The following is a 26,563-nucleotide window of genomic DNA, read 5'->3' as shown; positions in this document are numbered from 1 at the left end:
TAAAACAACAAACAGGCAGTTTCAAAAGTAGAGGCTGCCTCTTTGTTTTTAATCAGCAAAACTTCTGTGGTAGTTTATATTAAGATTTTATCTATTTTTATAAGGAACGAAAGCATCTTAAATATGGAATTGCCTAAGTTACCTTTTTATAAAAAATACGGTCTTGTTATAAAAGCCGCTATTGTTGGCGGAATCTTAGGTTTGCTATATACCTCAATTACAGATGCAGAATCCAATTTTGATTATTTAAAGCTTTTGCCCGGCATAGTTATAGGCGTCTTTATTGGTTTAATTATTATAACATTTGAGAAACGGCTTATCAATTTAAACCGATATTCCTTTTTAGGAGTAATGTTTTTAAAAGCACTTATTTATAGCATAAGCATATTGTTGTTTTTACTATTCTTTGTTTTGATGTTTTCAGAAATGCTGGGGCATCTTTCCTATCAGGAAGTTTTTATTAAATATGCTAAAGAACGTTTGTTCGAAGATTATATGTTTTCTCTGGGAGCGTCTATATTTTTAATTCTCTTTTTAGAAATAAGCAGTTTATTAAGTTCCCGTTTTTTCTATAATTATTTTACAGGACAATATCATCGGCCAATTCAGGAAGAACGAATTTTTATGTTTGTCGACGTAAAATCATCCACCACACTTGCCGAACAATTAGGGGATATTCTATACAGCAATTTATTGCAGGATTTATTCAATGATTTTACCGATGCGATTCAAGCTTCGCGTGCAGAAGTTTACCAATACGTGGGAGATGAAATTATTCTGACTTGGAAATCTGCTGTCGGACTAAAAGATAAACGATGCCTTTATTGTTTTTATCTTCTTAAACAATGTATTGAAAATAAACGCGAATATTATTTAGGAAAATATAATCTCGTTCCAAAGTTTAAAGCCGGAATGCATATAGGAACCGCCGTAACAACATGGGTAGGAAAAGTAAAAAAAGAAATTGTTTATCACGGAGATCTCTTAAATACAACTTCAAGAATTCAGTGCGAATGCAATAATTTTAACCACGATTTTGTTATTTCTGAAACCATGAAAAATGCACTTCCCGAAGATCATTCGATAACTTATATTCAAAAGGGAGAAATACTTTTGCGGGGCAAAGCAAAACCAATGAAATTATATACTGTTGATTTTAATTCAGCCGTTCTGTAGTTTCCAATCTCAAACAATGCTCTGTACCTAAAAACAACGGATTTCCATGTTTTTCTGACCAAAAACCATCCAGTATATCTTTAGTAATGCATCGGTAAACCACAACGCCTTTATACGTTTTATTGTCGTCGCCTTTATAACTAAAATTTATTACGAGAATATTATCTTTAAAAAAACCATGACCTTTTTGAACCTGTGCATTATTGATGAACCATTTTGCAATAATTCTATTGTTATCATCTAAAGATAAACTCAAAGTTCCTTTGTAAGTAACCTGATTGCTCTCTTCCTGATTACTTCCTGAAATGGAAAAATCACCAATTAAATCTTGTATTGTCATTTATTTTTTGATGGAGAAATTGAATAGATGCTGAAGTATAAATCACCTCAATAATTGCTGCAAATTTATAAAATTTTAAAGTTTCGAAAATTTACCGTTTTATACCTTATTGGGTTTGCTGACATATTTATTTCCTTTAATAAAAAATCGCCACGGTAAAAGTGCATCTTCCTGTGCATAAGCAACGCCCACACGAGGCGATGCTGCAATTTGATCTTCAGGATATCGAATGCCGTGATCTTCCAGCCAGATTTCTTCTCCGCCTAAATCCTTTTTATTAAAAGAACGGTCAATACCCAAAGCCTTTGCCGCAGAACCCGGACCAGCAGAAATAGCCCCTTTTGATGCCGACATATTTCGTCTCGTTTCCATAATATCTTTTCCGCTCAAAGGTTCAATTGCGCGAATTAAAACCGCATGAGGTTCACCTTCAACAGAACTTACAATATTAAAAAGATGATGAATTCCGTAGCATAAATAAACATACGAAACACCGCCCTGACTGTATAAAGTTTCCGTTCGATCCGTTTTTCGTCCGCCGTAAGCGTGAGAAGCCTTATCTTGTATCCCGAAATAAGCTTCTGTTTCTACAATTATGCCAGAAGTAATTTCGCCGTCAATTTGTGTACAAAGTACTTTTCCCAAAAGATCTTTAGCAAGGAAAATAACATCTGAATTAAGATAATATGAAAACGGAATTTTATTAGGAGATTCGGTCATTGCTGTTCAATTATAATTTTGATACGAAGGTCGAAATTTCGAAGCAATTTATAATTCTAATTTATTGATTAATTATTATTTGTGATTATAACTAAAAAACCGCCTGCAGTACAGGCGGTTTATTTTTAGTATTATAAATTTCGATCAGGATTTGTACCTTCTTCATCGTCATCGTCAACTTCTTCTTCATCGTCATCATCTATATCACCAAGACCTTCATCTCCGTAATCATCGTCTTCTTCGAATTCTTTATCAGTATCGTTGTCGCTTGCGAATTCGTTTTGTTCAAACTCATTATTCCCAAGTCTTTCATTCTCGAAAGATTCATTACCAAGATTTTCTCCTGATAATTCCTGATTGTCAACTTCTTCGGTTACCAAATCATTTCCATAATCCGGTTCTGCCGAATTGCTGATAGAATGATCTACTGGCGGCGCATCGATTGCATTATCTTGATATCCTTTTTCATTTTCTTGAAAATTCTGGTCGTCCTGACGGTAATTTTCTCTTTCATCTAAGCTCATACTATATTTTTTTAAAGTTATTTTTTAGTAGTTTTTTTATCCGCAGCAGTTTTAGAACCGCTTTTTGATGTTTCCTCTTTTTTATCAGTTTTTTTATCTGATGCTTTAGCACTCGCTGTGCTTGCTTTGCTTTTTGAAGTATTCATGGTTTCTAATTTTTTAGATTGTTATAAGTCAAATGTACGACGTCTGAAAATCAGAATCTTACAATTAAGAGGCTTGTCAATTATATAATTTACGGTTACTAACCCTAAACACAATATGTCATATAATATTAATTATAGAAAAGCTGTAATATTCTTGTAAAAAAGTATAATAAGAATTATTGTTTTTTGTTGAATTTTAAGAATTGATAAAAAAGAGTTCTTTAGTTCAATTTTAAAAAAGTAAATATGGAAACGAGAAACAGCAATAGCGATTTTTTTCATGATGAAAATGATCGCCACGAAAATAAAATTTGGAGCCCGACTGTAGATTCACGTTTACACTCTCAGGACAGAAATCCGGATGAAGATAAAGAGTACGGAAACACACACGCCAACGATCCTGCTCAAAAACCGAATACAGGCGATTGGGGAGACGAAAGTGATTTTGAAGAAAACGAAGAAACCGATGAAAACCTTGGAAACGATAACAGCGGCGGGGCTGGAAGCACCGGAAGCGAATCGACCAATAGCGGAAGTAATTAATAAAAAGCGGAAAATAGATTTTCCGCTTTTTTTGATTTCATTTAAAAGAAAAAGATCTTTAAAAATACAGATATAACATCCCGAATTCTAAAATTCGGAAAATTTAGTTTTTTTAATTTACAGACTCTTGTTTGCATCAAGGATTTTATTAATCAAAGCCAGTACCGTTACAACGCTGCCTCCCATTAAAGTTACCTGGTCATAACTGTCTTTGTTAAGATACATTAATAAAACTAAGGCGCTGACTGCAATAATTATTATTGGGAATTTCAATTTACTGTAAGTTCCATTTTTGCTTTCATCTTTAAATTTCTGTACAAATAATTCATCACGTTTACTTTTAGATAAAATAAAAATCCTAAAACTCAGGCTCATCATTTTTAGTCTTCCCGTTAATTGATGGCAGTCAATAATTCCTCTTTCCATAAGGTTTATCAGGGTATCTTTATTTTTGTAATTTACAAAGTGATCCTGAGCAAAATCAAAAAGCACATACTGCGTTTCTTCAGGCAGGGATTCCCAGATATCTTCATACTGCTCACAAAATTGCTTGTGATTGATGTTCAATATAAAATCCATTCTTAAATAAGGGCTTATTTCATTTTTTTTATCTTTATAGAAAACCTGATCGATACTAATTTCACGTTCAGGGCAGTCTTCATTACCGGTATATCTTTTGTCGGGTTGTATTTCGCAGCTATTATGATCAATTTGAATTAGTTTTTTAATATCATAATTATTTACCATAGGTATAAAAATATGATCGTTTGCTAATTCATTTTTTGTACAGGGATAATACTTTTCATAGTATGCCTGCATTAAATCATAAAAGAAGAAACGATTACTATAATAGTTTAATAATTTATAGGCTAAACTGGCAAGAAAGAAGAAAGTAACCAACAAGAAAAAAAGTGTTAGAAACGAAAAATTATTGTTTTCATTATGTAGAATTGCCAGCAGGTTTAAATAATATTTGCGGCTAAGTTCGTTAAATGTGAAATTTTTAATTTCGTAACTCGAAGGACGATCAAAAAAGCCAAGATTAGCCTTTTGCATAATTTGATCATTCGTTTGGTCTCTAGTTTGCTCCTTACAATCACAGTTGTAAGCATTGGTTATTCTGTCTTTTATAATAAAATCATTTTTATCTTTTATTTTTTGTTCTTTCGCGTCAAGTGACGAGCAGTAATAGCGCGCAAAATCATTCAATTCATTTACATAAAAAGCACTAACAAGAACAAACGGAAATACAACAAATTGATATAATAATCTTGCTGTCAGGAATCTGGTATAAGCTTTTCTGTTTACTCCTTTGTTTTTCTTTGCAAATACACTAAGTTCTGCTTTTTCTCTTTTTCTCCAGTTTTTATAATAGAAGATTATTAATAGAATATGTGTGCCAAAAAGCGCAAGAGCAGCAATAAAAACATTATAATAAAAGAACAAAACCATAGGCAGACAAATTGCCGGAAGAAACAAAATCAATACTAGTTTAATAAGTTCTTTTTTAGGATTTAATGTGCGGATATTTAAAGTAATTAAATTAATAAATGCAACATTAACACCCAGTACGATACAAAAGATAAATGCCAATGAAGGAGAAGACTTAAAAGCGACTATTAGGGCCAATACAATAGAAACACAATTGACAATTAATAACTTTTTATATTCAGTAGTTCGGCTGCTGTCCGGGAAAAGATAATAGAAATGATGTTTTGATAATGTACCTATTCGACCATTGTAAAAGATTGTTGAATAGATGTAATTAATTAATAATATGAAAAAGCCATATAAAAATGAAATCAGGAATCCGTTTGTAAACGTGAATATGGATAAACGATTGGTGTGTGACAAGTCACGGATTGCCAGAATATAAACCGGAGATTCAGTTTTAATATTTAATTTTTTTGCACAGATCTGATAAGGTATTCCCATATATTCCATCTCAAATGACGGTATATCTACGCCAGCTAGCAGACTTATAAATGCAGGATTGTTTTGAGATACATAAAGCAGGTTTTGATAGATGTTTTTTTTGGGATCATTCTGCATTAATACATCTCCATCTTTATCGATAAGCATATAACCGGTTCCGGGCGGTAATTCTAATTCATTAGAAAAATATTCCCTAAACGCAATTCCTTTAATGCCATTACTTTCAGATTCCTGATTGATTTCTTTAAGAGTATCTTTTTCAGCATATATTAATTGATATCGATTATTTTCTCTTGAAAAAACAGCAGTAAGTACAGGATCTGTTTTTTTATTTTCTATATTTTTTTGCTGAAGCGCTTTAAAATACATTCTATCCGCATATTTTCTCGATATATCTGGAGCATTATTACTCAAATTTTTTGTAATTAATGCTTTATTGTCCATTCGGAAATAACCATCTAAATACTTAATTAACTTTGCGTTTTTTGTACCCTTTTTAAAATCAGTATTTCCATTTATAAAACATTTTTGATTATCAGGCAAAGAATCTTTTTTAGTAAGAAGCTCTCCATTTAAAGCCGTTTTTTTTGAACCGGTTACCAGAAATATTTTTGCAAATGAATTTTTTTGGTTTTTCCATTCTTTCCCAAATAATAAATCCCTTTTTTTCCAGCTTTGATAAGCCGTAATTTGTTCTTTAAATGAAGTATCGATTTTATTTACCAATAGTTCTAAGTCATTTATATTTCTGGTTTTTATGGTATTGTTCCAATATGATAATGCTGTAAAAACCACAACAACAGCGACCAGTAATCCTATGGAAAACACAACACCAACCAGATCAATTTGACTGAGTCTTTCTTTGTAACTGCTTATAATGGGTTTTATGAAATTAATGCCTAATATTAGAACAATAATTGAAATAAGACTAAAAATCAAAAGATTAGAGTTTATCTGCCGAACGTTGAGGTCAAAAGCAGATTTATCAATTCCTGCGGCTAAAAATAAAGTGTGATTGGTATGAGGAATATTGATTTGATCCGTATAATAATGTTTTGAAGATTTTTTGAAACTAAAGGGACCATTTTTTCTATTGTATTTAATTAAACTATCCTGATCAATAAGACTGACATTTTGGGAAAGAAATGATTTCTCAACCCGACATTTTCCTTTCTCAATAGGACAAATATAAAAGGAAGTAAAATGCGTGGTAGAATTAATTTTATTGAGAAATTTAGCCAAATCAATACTAATTTTATCCTTAATGATACTATCCTCTAACTTGCGGTTTTTAAAAAAATTATTTTTTCCTGATAACTTAATTGTTCTTGAGAGCTTGATAGTTCCGTCTTGTAATTGCTGAAACCCTTTTTTATCAATTAAAATAGTATCAATATAGACATCAGCAGAGCCTTTATATTGTAAAAGCTTAAGACTCTTCATTTTTTCTTCACTAATATATTTTACCTGATCATCAATGTATCCAACTAAATGTTTTTCGATGCCTTCCAGAATAGATATATTTTTTGCGTCTTCTTTACGTTCATTATTAGGAAGCACATAAGAGAGATAACCAAACGTTAGCAGCGCAATAACCGCAGCTGTTACGATGGAATAAATATGTTTCTTAAATGATTCGTTTACGTTAGAAGTCAGTCCCATTGTATTTATTTCAATTAATTAAAATATCAAGCTCTTCTAGGATCTCCTTTTAAATATGTTTTACTGAATTTAAAATACTCAGATGAGGTTCTTTCGCCTGCTTTTCCGTCCACTCTTAATATACTTCCGGCTTTATTAAGCAGCGTTTGCAATTCTTTGGCTTCGTTGGTTACTGTTCCAGTGTAATACAATGTTTTATTGCCCTGCGCTAATATTTGTTCTACGATGTGACCATTAGGAAGTGTTATGAGTTTTTGCTCACTCAAACGTCGCAGCAATACCGCAGCACCGCATTGTTTAGAAACTGCATTCGGATCATATTTTCCGTCTTTAACATATTTTCCTTTTGTATAATGATTCGAATAACTCCATAAATAAGGCGAATTAATACCTTGTCTATAATAACCCAAACCATTAAATAATTCCAGTTTATAGAGAATTCCGGCAATTTCCCAATTCGTCCATAAGTTTAGTTTATCAAAAACTAAAGCATCATTAGCACTAAATTCCCATGTAAATGGAGGATTTCCTGTTTTTGGGCGCCCTGCAGGAACCTGAACGGTACGTTTGGTAAGGGGATCGCCATTATGTAAATGAGTATCAAACCTTAAACTAGCTTCCATGCAATGTATTATTGCAATGACATACCAGGGAATATTTAACGGATCTCCCACAGCTTGATATCTGCTTTTATTCGCGGCCATTTTCTCAACTAGTTTATCAATTTCAGGATATTTAGCCTCTCTGATAATACAGGAAGCAAATAATTTTTCATAATTAGCCTTCTTGTCTGGTGGTACTATTGAACTCATAATCGTTGGTTTTTAATTTATTAATTCATTTGATATCGTTATTTTAATTTCAAAAGTTTTATAAATAAAAGGGCAGGGCAATGAATACGTTATGCTGCCTGATTCATGCAAAGGCATACGAAATAATTAAGCATATAGTAAAAAGAAGGCATGTAGAATATTCTCTTTGTAGGTGCGTATGAGAATAAATAATTTGCTGATTGTAAGTATATTATGTAAATATGGATCAAATTTATCACAATATAAGAAATGAAAAAAGGGTATAAACACCCTTTTTTTACCCAAAAATCCCACAGATTATTGCACTAAATGATTTAGGATAAAATAAGGACTTAAATACTTCAAAATTGTCGCATATCTTTCGCAAACGTGTTTTTTATACATTAATTAATTGGCCGATTTTCGTTAAAAAAAAGAGATTCTTCTTTTTTATGTTTAAAAAATTGACAAATAAACAGTAAAATCTATTTATGTTATTATTATTTGGAATAAATACAAATAATTTGGTTTGTTTTAACACAACACATAAATTTGCGCTATTAAAAATAATTCTAAATAACATGAAAGTAAAAATACTACTTCCGCTATTGAGCTGTTTTATGCTGCTTATGGGCGCTGCTTCATTTGCACAGACAGGTACAATTAGAGGTACGGTTTCATTATCGAATGATGAAATTGCCGATAATATCTCTGTAACTTTAAAAGGAACAAAGATTGGAACCGTTACTGATGCTCAGGGAAATTACGAAATCAAAAACATTAGACCGGGGAATTATACACTAAAGGCTTCTGTAGTAGGGTTTTCACCTAAAGAAGAAATCATTACTGTTACAGCAGGAAAAGAACTTTTGGTAAACTTTACATTGATCACAACATCTGAAGCCTTGACAGAAGTATTTGTTAAAGGAAATGCAAACAAGTATACTAAAGCAGAAAGTCAGTATGTATCTAGAATGTCTGTTAAAAACCTTGAAAACTCACAAGTTTACAATGTTGTAACTAAAGAATTAATTAAAGACCAGTTAGTAACAAACCAGGACGAAGCTTTAAAAAACGTTCCGGGTTTATACCAATTATGGGCAGCTACTAACCGTGCAGGTGACGGAGCTTCTTGGTATTCACTTCGTGGATTTACAACACAAAGTTTAGTAAGAAATGGTCTTGCCGGAAAAGTAAACAGTAATACAGATGCTGTGAACCTTGAAAGAATTGAAGTTATAAAAGGGCCATCTGCAACACTTTTTGGAAACGTAGTTTCTTCATACGGAGGATTAATCAACCGTGTAACTAAAAAACCTTTTGAAACTTTTGCAGGAGAAGTTTCATACCAAAACGGAAGTTACGGTTTCAACCGTTTAACTGCTGATGTTAATACTCCAATCAACGACGACAATACAGCTTTATTCAGATTAAATGCTGCTTTTGGAAATGCCAATACTTTTCAGGATTTCGGTTACTCAAAAAGCTTTTTCGTAGCGCCATCTTTCTCTTATAAAGTAAATGATAAACTTACTATTTCTATTGATGCTGAAATTGGAAATCAGGATAACTCAGGTATGCCTCTAATTTATTTTGGTGCAGCTCCATCTGGGTTAGGAGTAACCAATGCTAAAGATCTTGACATCAACTTTAAAAGATCATTTTTAGGAGACGAATTTGTGATGAATACTAAAACATTAAATGTTTTTGCACAGGCTTTATACCAAATGTCTGAAAAATGGACTTCACAAACTGTATTTAGCAGCAGTTCTAATAAAGCAACTGGTTTGCAAACATGGTTTTACCTTTTACCAAACCAACAATTATCAAGAAATGCATGGGATGCAAATGGTAGAGATAATGCTATCGAATTCCAACAAAACTTTAATGGTGATTTCAACATTGGATCCATGAGAAACCGCTTTTTAGTAGGTGGTGATATTTATTACGGTTCAAATAATTTAGTATTCAAAAATATCAAAAATTATGCTGCGTATGATGTAATCAATTATACAGGAACTGCAGCTAATTATTATGACTTTAATCCAACAAATGTAAGGAATAGGATTTCTGGAAATGATAATGATCCATATACCAGCAACAGCGCGGTAACAACTTACAGTGCATATGTTGCAGATGCCATTAACATTACAGAAAGATTAATTCTTTCGGCAGCAGTACGTTTTGATCATTTTGAAAATCAAGGATCATTTGACCCTCTTTCAGGTACAGAGGCTGGCAAATTTTCTCAAAATGCATTCTCGCCAAAATTTGGTGCCGTTTTTCAAATCTTAAAAGATCAGTTATCAGTATTTGGTAACTACCAAAATAGTTTTAAAAACGTTGGATTTGCAAGTGCAAATGAAGGAGGTTCTCTTGTATTGAAACAATTTGATCCTGAAAGAGCAAACCAGTTTGAGTTTGGTGTTAAAGCAAATGCTTTCCAAAATAAACTAAGTGCTACAATTAGTTACTATAATATCAAAGTAAAAGATATCGTAACTTCTGACCCAAGCTTACCAAATGCAAGCATACAAAACGGTACACAATTTAGTAAAGGTTTTGAATTAGAAATTACAGCAAACCCAATCCCTGGATTAAACTTACTTGTGGGTTATGCAAAAAATGATTCTGAGTTAAATGATCTAAGACCTATAACTGCAGGGCCGGAAAATTTAATTAACTACTGGTTTAGCTACAACCTTCAAACAACAAAACTAAAAGGATTAGGTTTAGGATTTGGTGGTAACTATGGAGATGCTACATACGTTTACAATGCTGGACCAACTGAAACTTTTGAACTTCCTTCATATTCTGTAGTAAATGCTGCATTGTATTACGATCAGCCTAAATACAGAGTATCATTAAAAGTAAATAACCTTACAGACGAATTATACTTTAATGGTTATTCAACAATAAACGTTCAGGCTCCACGTACATTAATGGGAAGCATAGCGTATAAATTCTAAGCGAATTTAAAAGCAAAATAATAGTAAAGAAGCCCGGACAATGTCCGGGCTTTTTTTGTTTTAGTACATTCAGCTTATCACAAAAAACTATTATGATTATAAGAAAAAAACTATTTTTTTTACATTTAATATATGCATAATATTTATTTTTATATTACTTTTGTTTAGACTAAATCTAAATAGTAAAATGAAAAATTTCCTTTTGGCCGATTCCGAAAACCTACACATAATTGGACTGAGGCACACACTTAAAAAGTTGGTAAAAACACCCAGTTTAAAAGTGGCAAATTCAAGAGAAGAATTGTTTAAGTGTTTGGATAAAAATAATATAGAATGTTTGATTATTGATCCTAATAATATCTTTTTGTTTTATGATGATGATCTCAGGATTATTAAAACAAATTATCCCAAATGCAAAATAATAATCCTTTCGTATTTTAAGAATAAACAAACCATTGACAGCTTCTTAAAAGAAAATATAAACGGCTTCATATCAAAAGATTGTGAAGAACAAACCATTTTTGATGCCTTATATAAAATTCAGCACGGAGAACGTTATATATGTCCCAAAACCTTAAACACATTTATTGATGTTTTTGCTTTGCCCACTTCTAAAAGTGATGAAAAACTGACGTTAAGAGAGTTTGAAATCCTGAAACAAATAGCACAGGGAAACAACGGAAAAAGTATAGCATCGCAGCTTTTTATCAGTATCCATACCTTCAGGACACATCGAAAAAACATTATGAAAAAAACAGGCAGACATACTACTTCTGAACTTATACTTTATGCTTTAGAGAAAAAAATAAAGTAATTTTCGCATTATTTAAGTAAATTTTATGCTTTATTTCCTACTATAATTGAGGTATTTTAACTACCTCAATTATAGAAATAATTTTCCCTTTTTTATGGTATTGATTTAATTTTCGTACAAATCTACATTTGTGAAAATTATTCTTTAGAATTAATCTAAATAAAATACCACAATGGAGGCACAAGAAAAATTAGAAACAATACTGCAAGAAGTCATAATTGAAAATGCGCACGATAAACATATTTTTTCTAACAACAATAAATCAATTGGGATTTATAAGAAAAGCATGAAAAAGGCCATTAAAACAATTGGAAATCATTTAAAAGAAAGAGATACACCATTTACCGGAACCAGTATTTCGACAATTAAGCAAAGAATCGACAACATTTATCTTGAAGAAAATAAGAGAGGAAAAAGCCTGGATTATGTTTTGGATGAATTGAAAGATATTTATTTAGATGATTGTATTCATTTTCATAATCCCAAATACATAGCACATCTTAATTGCCCCATTCTAACGCCAACACTTGTGGCAGAAGCTTTTGTATCATCTTTAAATTCTTCGATGGATACGTACGATCAAAGTACGGGAGCAACTTTTATCGAATTAAAGTTGGTAGAATGGACGTTAGATAAATTAGGTTATCCTGAAAACGCTGACGGAATTTTCACCAGCGGAGGAACACAATCGAACATGATGGGATTACTTTTGGCAAGAGATCATTACATTAAAAAACACTACGGAATTGATCCGAAAATGGACGGACTTCCTCCTGAATCTTCAAAATTTAGGGTTTTGTGTTCAGAAGTAAGCCACTTTAGTTTAAAGAAAAATCTAAGTCTTTTAGGTTTAGGACAAAATGCCGTAATTCCTGTTGCTGTAGATCCTGATTTTAAGATGAATACAAGCGCCTTAAAAAAGGTAATTCAGCAACAAAAAGATTTAGGAAATATTCCAATTGCGATTGTGGGAACTGCAGGAACAACAGATTTTGGTTCTATAGATCCATTGGCAGAAATTGCTGAAATTGCCAGTGAAAACGGCATTTGGTTTCACGTAGATGCAGCTTACGGCGGCGGTTTATTAATCAGCAATCTTCATAAAGAAAAATTAAACGGAATCGAATTATCAGATTCTGTTACCATAGATTATCACAAAACTTTTTATCAGCCCGTAAGTTCAAGCGGTTTTTTTATGAGAGATAAATCATTTGTAGATTATATCAAATACCACGCGGATTATCTGAATTCTAAAGAGCAGGAAGACGAAGGAATTCCAAACATGGTCAAAAAATCAATCCAGACAACACGTCGTTTTGATGCTTTAAAATTGTGGTTTACATTGAGAATGATTGGCACGGAAGGTTTGAGTTCTTATATGGAAAAAGCAATTACCAATGCGCAATTCACCGCAGATTTATTGAGAAATAGAGACGATTTCGAAATAATCCATAAACCTGAAATCAGCGCAATTGTATTTCGTTATACGCCTTTTACCGGAAATGAAAATTCATACTGCGGCATCAACAGTTACATTCGTAAAGCCATTTTTAACGAAGGTAAAGCCATCATTACCAGTACAAAAGTCTACAACGAAGTATTCCTCAAATTCACTTTATTAAACCCGTTAACAACCCCAAAAGACATTGAAGAAATCATCGATTTGATTGTATATCACGGAAATGAATATTCATTAAAAAATTAAAATAAAATGCAAAACAAAATATACGATTTCATCGCCGTTGGAGTAGGGCCTTTCAATTTAAGTCTGGCTTGTTTAACCGCACCAATTGAAAACCTTGACGGATTATTTTTTGATAAAAATGAATCCTTCAATTGGCATCCGGGAATGTTGCTGCAAGACACCACTTTACAAATTCCGTTTCTGGCAGATTTAGTGACTTTGGCAGACCCAACAAGTCCGTTTAGTTTTTTGAATTATATCAAAGAACAAGGAAAAATGTATTCCTTTTACATTCGCGAAAACTTTTTATTATTAAGAAATGAATACAATCAATATTGTCAATGGGCAATTAAAAAGTTACCCAATATCTATTTTAACACCGAAGTTACAGCGATTGAATATGATGAAAATCAGCAGCTTTATATTGTAACTACACTTTCTACAAAAACAAATGCTGCGACAATTTACAAAACCAAAAAGATTGTTTTAGGAACCGGAACAGCACCGCATATTCCAAAATCTTGTCAGTCTCTAAAAGGAAAAGCCATTCATTCCTCAGCTTATATTCAAAATAAAGCTGAGTTACAAAAGCAAAAATCAATTACGGTTTTAGGAAGCGGACAAAGTGCTGCCGAAGTTTTCAACGATTTATTGCAGGAAATTGATGTTTATGGATATCAGTTAAACTGGATTACAAGATCGTCAAGATTTTTCCCAATGGATTACAGCAAGTTAACGCTTGAAATGACTTCTCCGGAATATGTAGATTATTTCTACAATCTTCCATCAGACAAAAGAGATCATTTGTTGAAGAATCAGAAATTATTGTACAAAGGAATCAATAAAGATTTGATTGCGACCATTTTCGATACCATTTACAGCAAAAAAGTAATTACGGAGATTGATGTGAATTTAAGAACAAATGCCGCTTGTACCAAAGGAACTTACGATGAAACGAATCAATCTTTTGAATTAGAATTGCATCAGGTGGAGCAAGATAAAAGATACCGTCACAAAACCGATGCATTAGTTTTAGCAACGGGTTACGGTTATAAATTACCTCAATTTTTAGAAGGAATCGCCAGCCGAATTCAATGGGACGAAAAAGGTCGTTTTGCAACGAACAGAAATTACTCAATTGACAATAATGGGAACGAAGTTTTTGTACAAAACGCTGAATTACATACACATGGTTTTGTAACACCCGATTTAGGAATGGCTTGTTACCGAAACTCATACATCATTAAAGAAATTACCGGAGTGGAGCATTATGCTGTAGAAACCAAAATTGCTTTTCAGGAATTTGGAGTTCCCGCAACAGAAGTGATTGAATCTCCGGCATTTGAAACCATCGCATAATTATGGAAACAGTACAACAAAAAAAGAGAGTTTTGGCAATAGATTTTGCCAGAGGAACAAGTGTCATTTTAATGATGATGGTACACACCATGCTTATTTATGGTACAATCGCCACACAAACCAACACTGTTTTAGGAGAAATTATTTTATGGTTAGGCCGCGGAACAACGATGTTTTTGGTCAGTATGGGAATTTCTTTTGTATTATCAAGACGACAAAGTTTTCTGGCCGTTTGCAAAAGAGCTTTATACATTCTGGCAGTTGGTTACGGAATGAATATTTTAAAATTTCTGGTTCCTGAATTTATTTTTGGCGGACTTCCCGAAGCTTTTATTTCGGCTTATGGTTTACAATCTGGCACATTACAAACAGGAATCTTCTTTTTGCTTTTAGGTGATATTTTGCAATTGGCCGGAATCACTTTGTTTATTATGGGGCTTATTAATCACTTTAGTAAAAGTAAATATGTTCCGTTAATTGTGGCTTTATTGATTATTTCGATTTCTAAAGAATTAAGTGGTTTCAGAGTCGGAATTGTGGGCTTGGATTATATCTGCGATTTACTTTTCAGCAATCAGTTTAACGTTTATTTCCCGGTTTTCCCATGGAGCGCTTTCATTTTAATCGGAATGTTTTTGGGAAGATGGTACAAAGAACTCAACGAAAATCAGGAAGTCTTTTTTAAGAAAATGTTATTTGTTGGTTTAGCTTTTATTTCTGTTGGCGGAATTCTAAACTTCTCAAATCCAGAATATCATTTTGGAGATTATTACCATTTAGGACCTGGCGGAAGCATTTTATTACTCGGAACAAACCTTGTTTTATATTGGTTTGTGAACATCATTGTTAAGCTGTTTAAGGAAAATAATCCAGTGTTTAATTTATTGACTTTCTGCAGTAAACACGTAACAAGTTTATATGTAATTCAATGGGTTTTGATCAATTGGGGCATGTATGTTTTAGGTTTTTGGGAACACGATCAATGGTTTGTTTTAAGTTTATTCCCAGTAGTAATTGCCACAAGTATAAGTATTCATTTGGTTTATAATGGAATCAAAACACTTTTTAAAACCAAATGGAGTAATAAAGACAGCAATGAATTAATTGTAAATAGTTAGAATCAAAAATTGTACGTAATTTATTTAAACACATAGAAACATAGATTTCTTTTTATTAAGATTGAAGCATGTTTTAGAAAATCTACATTTTTTCACATAGCTATGTGTTTTATTTGAAGTGAAACGACTTTTTAAGCTATTAAAACTATGTTTCTATGTGTTTAAATTACACGCAATGATTAAAATCTAAAATCAACAACCTAAAATCTAAAATCAAATGAGCACATATAAACCTATCTATTCAACCACAATTCCGAATTTTGGAGTGATAGATTTTCGCCCTTTGGAACTGGAAAACGACGCTCTAGTAATTCATGATTGGGTCAATCGTGATTATGCACAATATTGGGGCATGCAGGGAAAAAATCTTGAAGAAGTTCGATCAGAATATGAAAAAATAACCAAAGAATCGGATGTTTTTATCGGACTTGTTAATGGAGAAATTTCGTTTTTATTAGAACGCTACAATCCAAAACAAGATATTATCGGAAACTATTATACCGTTCAGGATTACGATTGCGGCATTCATATTATTGTAGCGCCATCAACAAAACCGGTGCATCAGTTTACATGGCATATTTTTTCGAGCATCATGAAATTTATATTCAGAGATCTTACCATCGAAAGAATATTGGTCGAGCCCGACATTCGCAACAAAAAAATGTTCGATATCTGCCACCGCGTAGGTTTTGAAGATGCCGATGTTGTCAACTTACCACACAAAACCGCATTATTAGCCTTTTGTACAAGAGAACAATTTATTAAAAAAATAGATTCATTTAACCTCAATTATACCGAAATGAATAACGAAAATCAATTAGAATTTCCCGAAAAAGCCATCACACATATTCAACCCGAAGTTTGGGAAAAAGCCAATCGTTTATTGGTAAAAAAAGCCATTTGTGAGTTCTCGCATGAACTTTTAATTGAACCAATTTTAGAATCTGGAAATACATATTCATTGCTTTCTGATGACAATTTGGTTAAGTATACTTTTAAAGCAGAATTATTGGCAATGAATCATTTGAATATTGAATTAAATTCGATTTCAAAATATAAAAATGAAGCATTAATTCCTTTAGACGCTGTAGATTTTATTCAGGAATTCAAAACTAGTTTAGGGATTTCAGAACAATTGATTCCTTCTTATTTAGAAGAAATTATCAGCACACTTTACGGAAGCTGTTACAAATTATTAAAGGAAAATTCAACTTCAAAATCGCTTGCCAATTCTGATTTTCAAACCATTGAACAAGCCATGATGGAAGGTCATCCGGGTTTTGTGGCCAATAACGGAAGAATTGGTTACAACAGCATGGATTACAAAGCCTATGCGCCCGAAGCCGGAAACCCGTTCAGGATTTTATGGCTTGCCGGACACCGCGACAGAACGGTTTATGCCGGAACTAAAAAACTGGATTACGACACTTTAATTCAACAAGAATTAGGTGCAGAAACCATATCAAAATTCAATGCGACGATTTCAGAAAAAGGGCAAAATCCAAACGATTATTTCTTTATTCCCGTGCATCCGTGGCAATGGTTCAATAAACTAGCTAATTTGTTTTCGCCTGAAATTGCTAAACAAAAACTGATTTGTGTAGGTTACGGACCCGATTTATATCAGGCACAGCAATCGATCAGAACATTATTCAACTTAAGCAATCCTAAAAAGTTATATACTAAAACATCGCTTTCGATCCTGAATATGGGCTTTATGCGAGGTTTACCGGTTTTTTATTTAGGAACAGCGCCTGAAATGGCAGAATGGCTGGATCAAGTATTAAGCGGCGATCAATATTTGCAAAAAGTAGGTTTCGGAATGTTGGGCGAAGTGGCTTCTGTAAGTTACATAAATCCGTATTTTGAAAGCTTTGGGAAACACAATCCGTACAATAAAATGATTGCCTCCTTATGGAGAGAAAGTCCCGTAGCGAAACTTAAAAATGACGAACAATTAATGACAATGGCGGCATTTTTACATTTGGATAAAGACGGTAATTCGTTGTTATCTGAAATTATAAAAGCTTCGGGATTATCAATAGACAATTGGCTTACCGAATATTTCAAAGTTTACTTGAGCCCGTTATTGCATTGCTTTTATCAATACGATTTGGTTTTTATGCCGCACGGCGAAAACCTTATTTTAGGATTAGAAAACCACGTTCCGGTTCGTTCGTTTATGAAAGATATTACCGAAGAGGCCGTGATCCTGAATCCTGATGTTGTTGTTCCGAAAAACATTGACCGAATTTATGCTGAAGTTCCCGAAGATGTAAAATTACTTTCCATTTTTATTGATGTTTTTGATGGATTTTTCCGTTTCATGTCCGCAATTTTGGTTTCAAGTGATAATTATTCCGAAGATCGTTATTGGGAATTAGTAGCAGAATGTATCTCTAATTATCAGGAACAAAATCCGCAACTGGAAGCTAAGTTCGAGCAATACGATTTGTTTGCCAATGAATTTCAGCTGTCCTGCCTGAACCGTTTACAATTGAATAATAACAAAACCATGATCGATCTTGACGATCCTGTGGCATTGTTACAATTTCAGGGAAAACTGCAAAACCCAATTGCTCCGTATAAAAAAATAATAGCCTAATTCCTTAAAGATGAATAGTATAATAACTCATCCTGAAAATGATGTCGTTGCTGATGTTGTTTTTGTAAAAACAATTCCCGGTTTAGGCGTTTTTGAGCTGCGTCCGATTGATATGGAACTCGATATTCCGTTGATTCACAATTGGGTAAACCGTGAATACGCAGTTTATTGGGAAATGAACGGATTTTCTGTAGAAGAAGTAAAAAACACTTACTATAATATTCAGGAAAAAGCGCAGGTTTATATTGGAAAATTTAATAACAATGTCGCTTTTTTATTGGAATGTTATAATCCTGAAGATGACATTGTAGGCAAATATTACGAATCGCAAAAAGGAGATAAAGGCATGCATATATTGGTTGCACCATCAGAAAAACCAATTCCGAATTTTACGTGGAATATTTTTACCGTGATTCTTGATTTCATTTTCAGCGATGGTAAAAACCAAAGAATTGTGGTTGAACCAGATGCCAGAAATCACAAAATTCATTTATTGAATAAAAGAGCCGGATTTGTTTTTCAGCGTGTTCTGGATTTGCCTCATAAACAAGCACATTTGGAATTTTGTACACGTGAGGATTATTACAAGGCATTACAACAGGTTTAATTTAAAACAAATGAAAATACCAACCCAAAATATACAGCATTTAACGAAGGAGAATTGGGACAAAGCAAATGTCATTCTGCTAAAGAAAACCTTAAGTGAATTTGCACACGAATTATTGATTCTTCCGAAAAAAAAAGTTTCAAATTCATACAGTATTTCTTCGCCCGATAAAAAACTTGAATATACTTTTGAAGCCAATATTTTAGCTTTAAATCATTGGTCAATTGCTGTAGATTCTATTCGAAAGACAATAGAAGGAAAAAAATCGCCTTTACGTTTATTAGAATTTATTATTGAATTTAAAGACGTTTTAGGAATCAGTGAAAGTTTATTGCCAACCTATTTAGAAGAAATTACCAGCACATTATACAGCACGGCCTATAAAATCGCGAACGAAAAATATACATCGAAAGATTTACTGGAATTAGATTATCAAAAAATCGAACACGCCATGACCGAAGGACATCCATGTTTTGTGGCCAACAGCGGTAAAAATGGTTTTAATATTGATGATTTTGCGACTTTTTCTCCAGAAGCCAATGCACCCGTAAAATTATTATGGATTGCAGGACATAGGAACAAAGCGACTTTTACGGCAATTGAAACATTAGATTATCAAAAAGTGTTGCAACAGGAATTGTCTCTAGAAAACATTACTGCGTTCGAAAATGTATTAAAATCTCAGGATTTGAATATTGACGATTACTATTTCTTTCCCGTACATCCATGGCAATGGTTTAATAAACTCGCTTTGATTTTTGCGCCCGATATTTCCGAAAACCATTTGGTTTGTCTGGGTTATAGCGATGACGAATATTCGGCACAACAATCGATTCGAACTTTTTTTAATACTTCATCACCGGAGAAATTTTATGCGAAAACGGCGCTTTCTGTAATTAATATGGGATTCATGCGCGGACTTTCTCCTTATTATATGGAAAGTACGCCGGCAATTACCAAATGGGTTGCAGACTTAGTTGAAAACGATGCGTATTTACAGCAAAAAGGTTTTACACTTTTAGGTGAAGTTGCCACAATTGGCTATCGCAATTTCTTGTACGAACCTTTGGGCCGAAGTATTCCACACAATAAAATGTTAGCCACTTTATGGCGCGAAAGCCCGATTCCGAAATTAGAAAAAGGACAACATATCATGACAATGGCGGCTTTATTGCACGTTGATCAATCCGGAAATGCTTTTGTATCAGAATTGATTCAAAAATCAGGAATAAGCGCAAAAGTCTGGATCGGTCATTATTTAGATGCTTATCTTTCGCCATTACTGCATTGTTTTTACGAACACGAAATGGTTTTTATGCCACACGGTGAAAACCTGATTTTAGTTTTAGAAAATCATATTCCCGTAAAAGCAATTATGAAAGATATTACAGAGGAAGTGATGGTTTTTAATGGAGAAATTCCGTTACCGGAAAAAGTAAAGCGTATTCATATTGATATGAAAGAACCGTTGAAAATTCTATGCATTTTTAATGATGTTTTTCAGTTTTATTTCCGTTTTCTTTCCGCCATTTTATCCGAAACCAAAACACTTTCCGAAGAAGATTTCTGGTCTGACGTCGCCGATTGCATTCACGAATATCAGTCAGCTCATCCGCATTTGCAGGAACAATTTAAAAAATACAACTTGTTTGTTCCTGAATTTGATTCGTGCTGCCTGAACCGTTTGCAATTACGTAACAACAAACAAATGCTTGATTTGGCAGATCCTATTGACAGTCTTCAGTTTGTTGGAAAATTGACAAATCCTGTTGCTGTATTTAGCAAAAAGCTGGATTCGGTTACTGCTTAGTCATTTCTCGCAAAGTCTACGTTTTTTTGTCATTTCGAGGAAGGAGAAATCTCCGCAAAGAAAATCGCCAATCTTTGTAGAGCTTCTCGCGAAGATTTCTCTTTCGTCGAAATGACAAGATTGGGCTAAAAAACTTTGCGACTCTGCGACTTTGCGAGATTATAACATCACAAAGATTAAAAATAAAACTTTGCGCCCTAGCGCCTTTGTGGCAATAAAAAAACTATGTTCAAACGTTTAAAAAAAATATTACATACTGCAGAATCATTTGATTTCACCAAAGGAAGCATCAAAAAAGGAATCCTGATTTTATCAATTCCAATGGTTCTGGAAATGGCGATGGAATCTGTTTTTGCTTTAGTCGATTTGTATTTTGTCGGACATTTAAAAGAAAGTAATTATGCAATTCAGGTAGTAGGTTTAACAGAATCTGTTTTTGCTATTATTTACTCAATTGCCATCGGAATCAGTATTGCAACAACGGCAATTGTCGCAAGGCGTATTGGTGAAAAGCAAACCCAAGAAGCTACAAAATCTGGTGTACAAGCCATTATAATTGCAATTGCCATAAATGTATTTATCAGTTTAGGAGGATTTATTTTTGCCAAAGAAATACTCTTGTTAATGGGCGCTTCTGCACCTGCGGTAGTTTATGGCGTAAATTATACCAGAATCATGATGGCAGGAAGTATTTTTGTGATGCTGATTTTCCTGATTAACGGAATTTTCAGAGGTGCAGGAAATGCCATAATCGCCATGAAAAGTTTATGGATTGCAAATATTTCGAATATCATTTTATGTCCAATTCTCATTAACGGATTTTGGTTTATTCCCGCAATGGGCGTTACCGGCGCGGCTGTTGCAACCACAATTGGAAGGGGAATAGGAGTTTTGTATCAATGTTATTTCCTTTTTTACGGACAGGGAATTTTAAAAATCAAATGGAATTATTTTCTGCCGAATTACAAATTAATTCAGGGCATTATAAAACTCGCAACTCCCGGTGTTTTGCAATACGTGATTGCTTCCTGCAGCTGGATTTTCCTGGCTAATTTAGTTGCTGTAACGGGCGGAGATTATGCTTCATCAGGTTATCAAACAGCGATTCGAATTATGATGTTTTTCATTCTCCCGGCTTGGGGATTAAGTAATGCCGTTGCAACTTTAGTGGGACAAAATTTAGGTGCAGATGAAATTGGAAGAGCAGAAAAAGCCGTTTATAAAACCGCCAAATACAATATGATTTTTATGGGAACCATTATGTTGGTTTGCTTTTTCAGTGCGCATTTTTTGATTTCGTTTTTTACAAATGATCCCATCATTATCAGAATCGCCGTAAACGCTTTGCAGATTATGAGCGTTGGTTTTATTTTTTACGGACTCGGAATGGTTTTAAACAATACGTTTAATGGAGCAGGAGATACCTGGACACCAACCTGGATCAACATTTTAGGATTCTGGATTTTTCAGGTTCCGTTTGCGTATCTGTTAGTGCATTATTATGAAATGGGACCAACAGGCGTTTTTATCGCAATTCCGGTTGCCGAAACTTTGATTACGATTTTGAGCGTAATTGTGTATAGGAGAGGACGATGGAAGAGGATTTTGGTTTAAGAAAATTTAATTTATTTCTTTTTAGTCTCAAGCTGCACCGTGAATTTACCATAAAACGGATTATCAGCCATTTGCGAATGTCCAATTACCAAAATATATTTTCCTTTTTGTTCAAGGCTGGTTTTTATATCAATTCCAAAAGGGCCATCTGAGCTTTTATCAGGAGAAATAATTTGATTGAAACGAATATTTCCTTTTCCTCCGGCTGGGATAATCTTTCCATTCAATTCACCTAAATCTTCATTTTTAAATTTCACATATACTCTCGAATGAATAGAATCTAAAGTGCCTTCAGCAATATAAAGATTTTGGTCATTCTTTAAATTCATGAAAATAGTATCACCAATTTGTTTATTCTCTTCTTTGTTTTGCTTTACAACAACGGTATCTTTTGCAGCAATTGAATCTGAGGTTTGGACAGAATCGATTTTAGTTTCTTTTTTCTGACATGAAAAAAAGAGAATGGATAATAAGAGTATGGATATATTTTTCATTAGTTTATCTTTTAATATTCCTCTCAAATTTAGTTTATTTTTAAAGTTGGGATATTACATAATAGCATTTGTAATTTTATAAAATCTTGATATCATAATTGGAATAATTAATTAAGATACTGAAGATTTTGCTTAATTATGGGAATATAGATATTAAATGTAACTCCCTCATTTAAATTACCGTCTGCTGTAATAATTCCATTATGGTTATCTACAATTTTCTTTACAATAGCAAGACCAATTCCTGTTCCTGAATATTCTTCAATATGATGGAGTCTTTGAAATATAATAAAGACAATCTGGTTGTATTGTGGTTCAAAGCCAATTCCGTTATCCTTAAAAGTAAAATTCCAATAATCGCATACTTGTGGACTATTGGGCAGATTAAGCAGGCTGAATTCCTTATATTTAAGAATAGTGGATTCTATAGTTATATGTAGTTCACTATTTGGAATAGAGAATTTTAATGAGTTGCTGATTAAATTAAAAAGAAGCTGTCTAAATTGAAATGGTCTTATACATACAGGTATTAATTGCTTTACATTAAAAACAGCATTTTTTTGATATAAGGTATCTGAAAGTTCTGATTTTACATCTTCTATAATAGTACTCAGATCATTCATTTCATAGGGATGTTCCACAATACTTACTCTTGAAAAATTCAGTAAATCTTCTATAAGCTGCCTCATTCTTGTTGCGGAGACATGTATTCGTTTTAAATTGTTTTTTCCCGCTTCAGTCATCGTTTCCATCTCTTTTTCCATAATAATAGAAATGAAAGTCTGAATTTTTCGCAGTGGTTCCTGCAAATCATGACTGGATATAAAATTAAAGGCAAGCAGTTCTTTATTTACATTCAATAATTCAACTGCTCTTTTTTCCTTTTCCGCATTTTGAAGTTCCAGTTCCTTATTTGCTTTAAGCAATGCTGCAGTCTGTATTTTTAGTTTTTCAACAAGCTCTTCTTTCTGAATTAATTCTTCGGCTTCTTTCAAGGCACGAATTATTTTTTGAGTCAGGGATGAAAAATTACTTTTAGAAACATAATCCGTTACACCTTCTTTTATAAGCATGACTGCATTCTCTTCCCCAATTGTGCCCGAAATTATTATAAAAGGTATATTAAGGTTATTGTTTTTTATCATTTTAAATGCAGAAACAGCATCAAATGAAGGAAGTGAATAATCTGATAATATAATATCCGGTAAAAATGTGCCAAGAGATTCTTCAAAAACTTTTTTTGAATCAACGATTTTTGACACAAATGTGAGTCCTGATTTTGTCAGGTGGCGGACTAATAAATCTGCATCAGATGTATTGTCTTCTAATATCAATGCTCTAATATCTTTTTTCATTTGTGAGAATCGTTGCTGGGTATAGTACTTAAATCCCTAATTGGCTGGCTGGCTCAATATCATCCAATACATTCCAAGTTCTTTTATTGCATTAAAAAAATTATTACTGTCTACCGGTTTTACAATGTAGCTGTTGGCACCAAGACTGTAGCATTTTGCAATATCAGGATCTTCTTGAGAAGAGGTAAGAATGACAACCGGAATAGATTTAAGCATATCATCGCTTTTAACCTTTTCAAGCACCTGAATTCCGGACATCTTTGGCATTTTTAAATCTAAAAGAAGAAGTTTTGGATGCAATTTTGGATTCCTTTCAGAATAAATTCCTCTGCAGTATAAAAAATCAAGTGCTTCAGCACCATCTTTAACATGCAGGAGTTTGTTGGTAAAGCCGCTTTTATTAAGGGCACGTACTGTCAGTAAGGCATCTTCTATACTGTCTTCGGCAAATAAAATTTCAATATCTTCGTAATCCATTTTTATATTTTTAATGTTTAATATTTGGCAGGCTAAAGTAAAAATTAGCACCTGCATCAAGTTTTGATTCTGCCCACACTGTTCCCGAATGGCGGTTGACTATTTTTTGTACGATAGCCAGTCCAATACCTGTTCCTGCAAATTCATCTTGTGAATGCAGACGCTGGAAAACGCCAAACAATTTATCGTAATAGGCCATGTCGAATCCTGCGCCCCAGTCTTTTACACTGTAAATAATTTTATCCTTTTCAAAGGTTGATGTAATTTTAATCCTTATTTCTGGTTTATATTTGGAATATTTAATGGCATTAGAGATTAAGTTGATCCAAACTTGTTTAATTAAAGAAGGATCTCCATTTGAATGAGCAAGCTCTTCAATTTCAAATATGGGGATATTTTCACCTTTTTCAACAGTTATTTCACTTATAACTGCGTTTACAAGTGCCAGCATATTTATATTGGCAGAAGACACTTCTTTACGGCCTAATTTGCTAAAAGCAAGTAAATCATCTATTAATATTCCCATCTTATTAGAATTATTAATTATAGCCTGTATGATTTTTTTTCCATCATCATCTATTGAATCAGCATGATCCTCTATCAGGATTTGTGTATAACCATTGATCGCCCGGATTGGAGCACGTAAATCATGCGAAACGGAATAAGAGAATGACCCCAGTTCTTCCTGAGCTTTTCTTAGCTCGTCATTAGCCAGTGTAAGTTCACTGCTTCGTTTTTCCTGATAAGCAAGTTCCTTGTTTTTAACAATCAATTCTGCCGCCCGTTTTAATTTTTCCAATTTTCTTTTTTCTTTCAGAATCTTTTCAGAAGCAAGTTTCTTATTGGCTATTATAAGTTCAGCAGCACGTTTTTCCTTTTCCCTGCTTTGAATAGCCAGTTCTTTATTGGCATCAATTAACTCATTTGCCCGTTTTTCTTTTTGTTCATTCTGAAATTTTAATTCTTTGTTTGCTATAATTAATTCTGCAGCCCGATTTTCTTTCTCTTTATTTTGAAAAGCAAGTTCTTTATTAGCAATAATTAATTCAGATGATCTTTTTTCTTTTTCTTCTGCCTGAACGGCCAATTGTAAAAACTGCGTTTTAGCAAGTGTTATATCAGTCGCTATTTTTAGGATTTTGTACGGTTTTGACTCTGTATTAAAAATAGGATTATAACTGCCTAAAAACCATATTAGCCGACCATTTTTCGCCGTCAGGATAAATTCGTCCTTTTGGTAAATACCCTTTTTTAGATCGTTCCAGAAAAACTGATATGCATTTGATTTTGAATAGGAGGAATCAACTAAAAGACTGTGGTGTTTTCCCAGTAAATCTTTTGCAGTGTATCCCATAATTTTCAGGAAATTTTTATTGGCAGTTAAAATATTGCCTTCCATATCAAATTCTACAGCTGCATTTGTGGTGTTAATAGCATTAGTTAAATTTAGTAAATACTGCTCTTTTGCATGAAGCTGTTCTTTAAGCTCAAAGATTTGAGTTTCTATTTGTTTTTTTTGAAATGCAGGTTCCCCGCTGTCAATAGCAGTATGGATTGTTTTTTTTGACTTCCTGATTTTCTGAAGCGGGTTTTCTTCTGTAAGATGGTCTTTATTGTCTGGATGGTTTCCTTTTTGAAGGACTTCTTTATGGGAAAGGACAATTTCCTTATTACCATTTTTTTCTTTAATGCTCATATAAAGCGATGTTTTGTTTGAAAAATAATGGCAGTAATTTGCTGGAAAAGCACCTATATTTTAATAATTATCTGGAATAGTGGTCTTGAATTATAAATGAAGTAATTTGATATTAAACGAATGT

General features: G+C 33.1%; 21 protein-coding genes. 11 read left to right on the top strand and 10 right to left on the bottom strand.

The annotated features are described in order from the left end of the window. Nucleotides 1–123 precede the first annotated feature (123 nt). Entirely contained in the window at nucleotides 124–1,176 is a 1,053-nt protein-coding gene (locus NLJ00_RS19545; protein ID WP_256635057.1) for an adenylate/guanylate cyclase domain-containing protein, read from the top strand. Here the strand turns inward: NLJ00_RS19545 and NLJ00_RS19540 are convergent. The 4 genes from NLJ00_RS19540 to NLJ00_RS19525 all read right to left on the bottom strand — a co-directional run bounded on the left by NLJ00_RS19540 (nucleotide 1,157) and on the right by NLJ00_RS19525 (nucleotide 2,906). Then, a complete protein-coding gene (locus NLJ00_RS19540; RefSeq protein WP_256635056.1) occupies nucleotides 1,157–1,516 on the bottom strand; it encodes a hypothetical protein in 360 nt (119 codons plus the stop codon). The genes NLJ00_RS19545 and NLJ00_RS19540 overlap by 20 nt on opposite strands. Before the next feature lie 99 nt (nucleotides 1,517–1,615). Further along, a complete protein-coding gene (locus tag NLJ00_RS19535; RefSeq protein ID WP_256635055.1) occupies nucleotides 1,616–2,236 on the bottom strand; it encodes a DNA-3-methyladenine glycosylase in 621 nt (206 codons plus the stop codon). Nucleotides 2,237–2,367: 131 nt separating this feature from the next. Further along, complete coding sequence (locus tag NLJ00_RS19530) at nucleotides 2,368–2,760, bottom strand: hypothetical protein (RefSeq protein WP_256635054.1); 393 nt, start codon at nucleotides 2,758–2,760, stop codon at nucleotides 2,368–2,370. A gap of 17 nt (nucleotides 2,761–2,777) precedes the next feature. Then, nucleotides 2,778–2,906, bottom strand: coding sequence for a hypothetical protein (locus NLJ00_RS19525; protein WP_256379806.1), 129 nt, complete (start codon nucleotides 2,904–2,906; stop codon nucleotides 2,778–2,780). Nucleotides 2,907–3,152: 246 nt separating this feature from the next. On the opposite strand from NLJ00_RS19525, the gene NLJ00_RS19520 reads away from it, so the two are divergent. Continuing rightward, a complete protein-coding gene (locus NLJ00_RS19520; protein ID WP_053472685.1) occupies nucleotides 3,153–3,449 on the top strand; it encodes a hypothetical protein in 297 nt (98 codons plus the stop codon). Nucleotides 3,450–3,566: 117 nt separating this feature from the next. Here the strand turns inward: NLJ00_RS19520 and NLJ00_RS19515 are convergent, their stop codons facing one another. Both NLJ00_RS19515 and NLJ00_RS19510 read right to left on the bottom strand, forming a co-directional pair. Then, nucleotides 3,567–7,046, bottom strand: coding sequence for a hypothetical protein (locus tag NLJ00_RS19515; protein WP_256635053.1), 3,480 nt, complete (start codon nucleotides 7,044–7,046; stop codon nucleotides 3,567–3,569). A 26-nt stretch (nucleotides 7,047–7,072) separates the two neighbouring features. Then, a complete protein-coding gene (locus tag NLJ00_RS19510) occupies nucleotides 7,073–7,858 on the bottom strand; it encodes a hypothetical protein (protein ID WP_256635052.1) in 786 nt (261 codons plus the stop codon). Nucleotides 7,859–8,418: 560 nt separating this feature from the next. On the opposite strand from NLJ00_RS19510, the gene NLJ00_RS19505 reads away from it, so the two are divergent. The 9 genes from NLJ00_RS19505 (at nucleotide 8,419) to NLJ00_RS19465 (ending at nucleotide 22,417) form a co-directional block, all read left to right on the top strand. Further along, nucleotides 8,419–10,806 (top strand): TonB-dependent receptor, encoded by a 2,388-nt coding sequence (locus tag NLJ00_RS19505; protein ID WP_256635051.1) that lies wholly within the window; start codon nucleotides 8,419–8,421, stop codon nucleotides 10,804–10,806. A 280-nt stretch (nucleotides 10,807–11,086) separates the two neighbouring features. Continuing rightward, nucleotides 11,087–11,620, top strand: coding sequence for a response regulator transcription factor (locus tag NLJ00_RS19500; RefSeq protein ID WP_256635050.1), 534 nt, complete (start codon nucleotides 11,087–11,089; stop codon nucleotides 11,618–11,620). Nucleotides 11,621–11,792: 172 nt separating this feature from the next. Next, a complete protein-coding gene (locus NLJ00_RS19495) occupies nucleotides 11,793–13,325 on the top strand; it encodes a pyridoxal phosphate-dependent decarboxylase family protein (protein ID WP_256635049.1) in 1,533 nt (510 codons plus the stop codon). Between the two features lie 6 nt (nucleotides 13,326–13,331). Beyond that, nucleotides 13,332–14,663 (top strand): lysine N(6)-hydroxylase/L-ornithine N(5)-oxygenase family protein, encoded by a 1,332-nt coding sequence (locus NLJ00_RS19490; RefSeq protein ID WP_256635048.1) that lies wholly within the window; start codon nucleotides 13,332–13,334, stop codon nucleotides 14,661–14,663. A 2-nt stretch (nucleotides 14,664–14,665) separates the two neighbouring features. After that, nucleotides 14,666–15,781 carry a heparan-alpha-glucosaminide N-acetyltransferase domain-containing protein gene (locus NLJ00_RS19485; protein WP_256635047.1) on the top strand — a complete coding sequence of 372 codons (1,116 nt, stop codon included), beginning with the start codon at nucleotides 14,666–14,668 and terminating at the stop codon, nucleotides 15,779–15,781. A gap of 217 nt (nucleotides 15,782–15,998) precedes the next feature. Continuing rightward, entirely contained in the window at nucleotides 15,999–18,386 is a 2,388-nt protein-coding gene (locus NLJ00_RS19480) for a GNAT family N-acetyltransferase (protein WP_256635046.1), read from the top strand. 10 nt (nucleotides 18,387–18,396) lie between these two features. Beyond that, complete coding sequence (locus NLJ00_RS19475) at nucleotides 18,397–18,993, top strand: GNAT family N-acetyltransferase (protein ID WP_256635045.1); 597 nt, start codon at nucleotides 18,397–18,399, stop codon at nucleotides 18,991–18,993. 10 nt (nucleotides 18,994–19,003) lie between these two features. Further along, on the top strand, nucleotides 19,004–20,803 hold the full coding sequence (locus tag NLJ00_RS19470) for an IucA/IucC family protein (protein WP_256635044.1): 1,800 nt from the start codon (nucleotides 19,004–19,006) through the stop codon (nucleotides 20,801–20,803). A 225-nt stretch (nucleotides 20,804–21,028) separates the two neighbouring features. Further along, a complete protein-coding gene (locus NLJ00_RS19465) occupies nucleotides 21,029–22,417 on the top strand; it encodes an MATE family efflux transporter (protein WP_256635043.1) in 1,389 nt (462 codons plus the stop codon). A gap of 11 nt (nucleotides 22,418–22,428) precedes the next feature. Here NLJ00_RS19465 and NLJ00_RS19460 read toward each other — a convergent pair whose 3' ends face one another. From NLJ00_RS19460 to NLJ00_RS19445, 4 genes are all read right to left on the bottom strand, one after another. Beyond that, on the bottom strand, nucleotides 22,429–22,911 hold the full coding sequence (locus tag NLJ00_RS19460) for a hypothetical protein (RefSeq protein WP_256635042.1): 483 nt from the start codon (nucleotides 22,909–22,911) through the stop codon (nucleotides 22,429–22,431). 107 nt (nucleotides 22,912–23,018) lie between these two features. Further along, nucleotides 23,019–24,266 carry a hybrid sensor histidine kinase/response regulator gene (locus tag NLJ00_RS19455; RefSeq protein WP_256635041.1) on the bottom strand — a complete coding sequence of 416 codons (1,248 nt, stop codon included), beginning with the start codon at nucleotides 24,264–24,266 and terminating at the stop codon, nucleotides 23,019–23,021. Nucleotides 24,267–24,302: 36 nt separating this feature from the next. Continuing rightward, nucleotides 24,303–24,743, bottom strand: a complete 441-nt coding sequence (locus NLJ00_RS19450) for a response regulator (RefSeq protein ID WP_256635040.1) — start codon at nucleotides 24,741–24,743, stop codon at nucleotides 24,303–24,305. Between the two features lie 10 nt (nucleotides 24,744–24,753). After that, nucleotides 24,754–26,439: a PAS domain-containing sensor histidine kinase gene (locus NLJ00_RS19445; RefSeq protein ID WP_256635039.1), complete on the bottom strand. Its 1,686-nt coding sequence runs from the start codon at nucleotides 26,437–26,439 to the stop codon at nucleotides 24,754–24,756. Nucleotides 26,440–26,563: the final 124 nt, after the last annotated feature.

This window comes from Flavobacterium panici, assembly GCF_024499525.1.
GTDB classification, from domain to species: Bacteria; Bacteroidota; Bacteroidia; order Flavobacteriales; family Flavobacteriaceae; genus Flavobacterium; species Flavobacterium panici.
The sequence above is the reverse complement of the archived record's forward strand: the minus strand, read 5'-3'. Positions and strand labels throughout refer to the sequence as shown.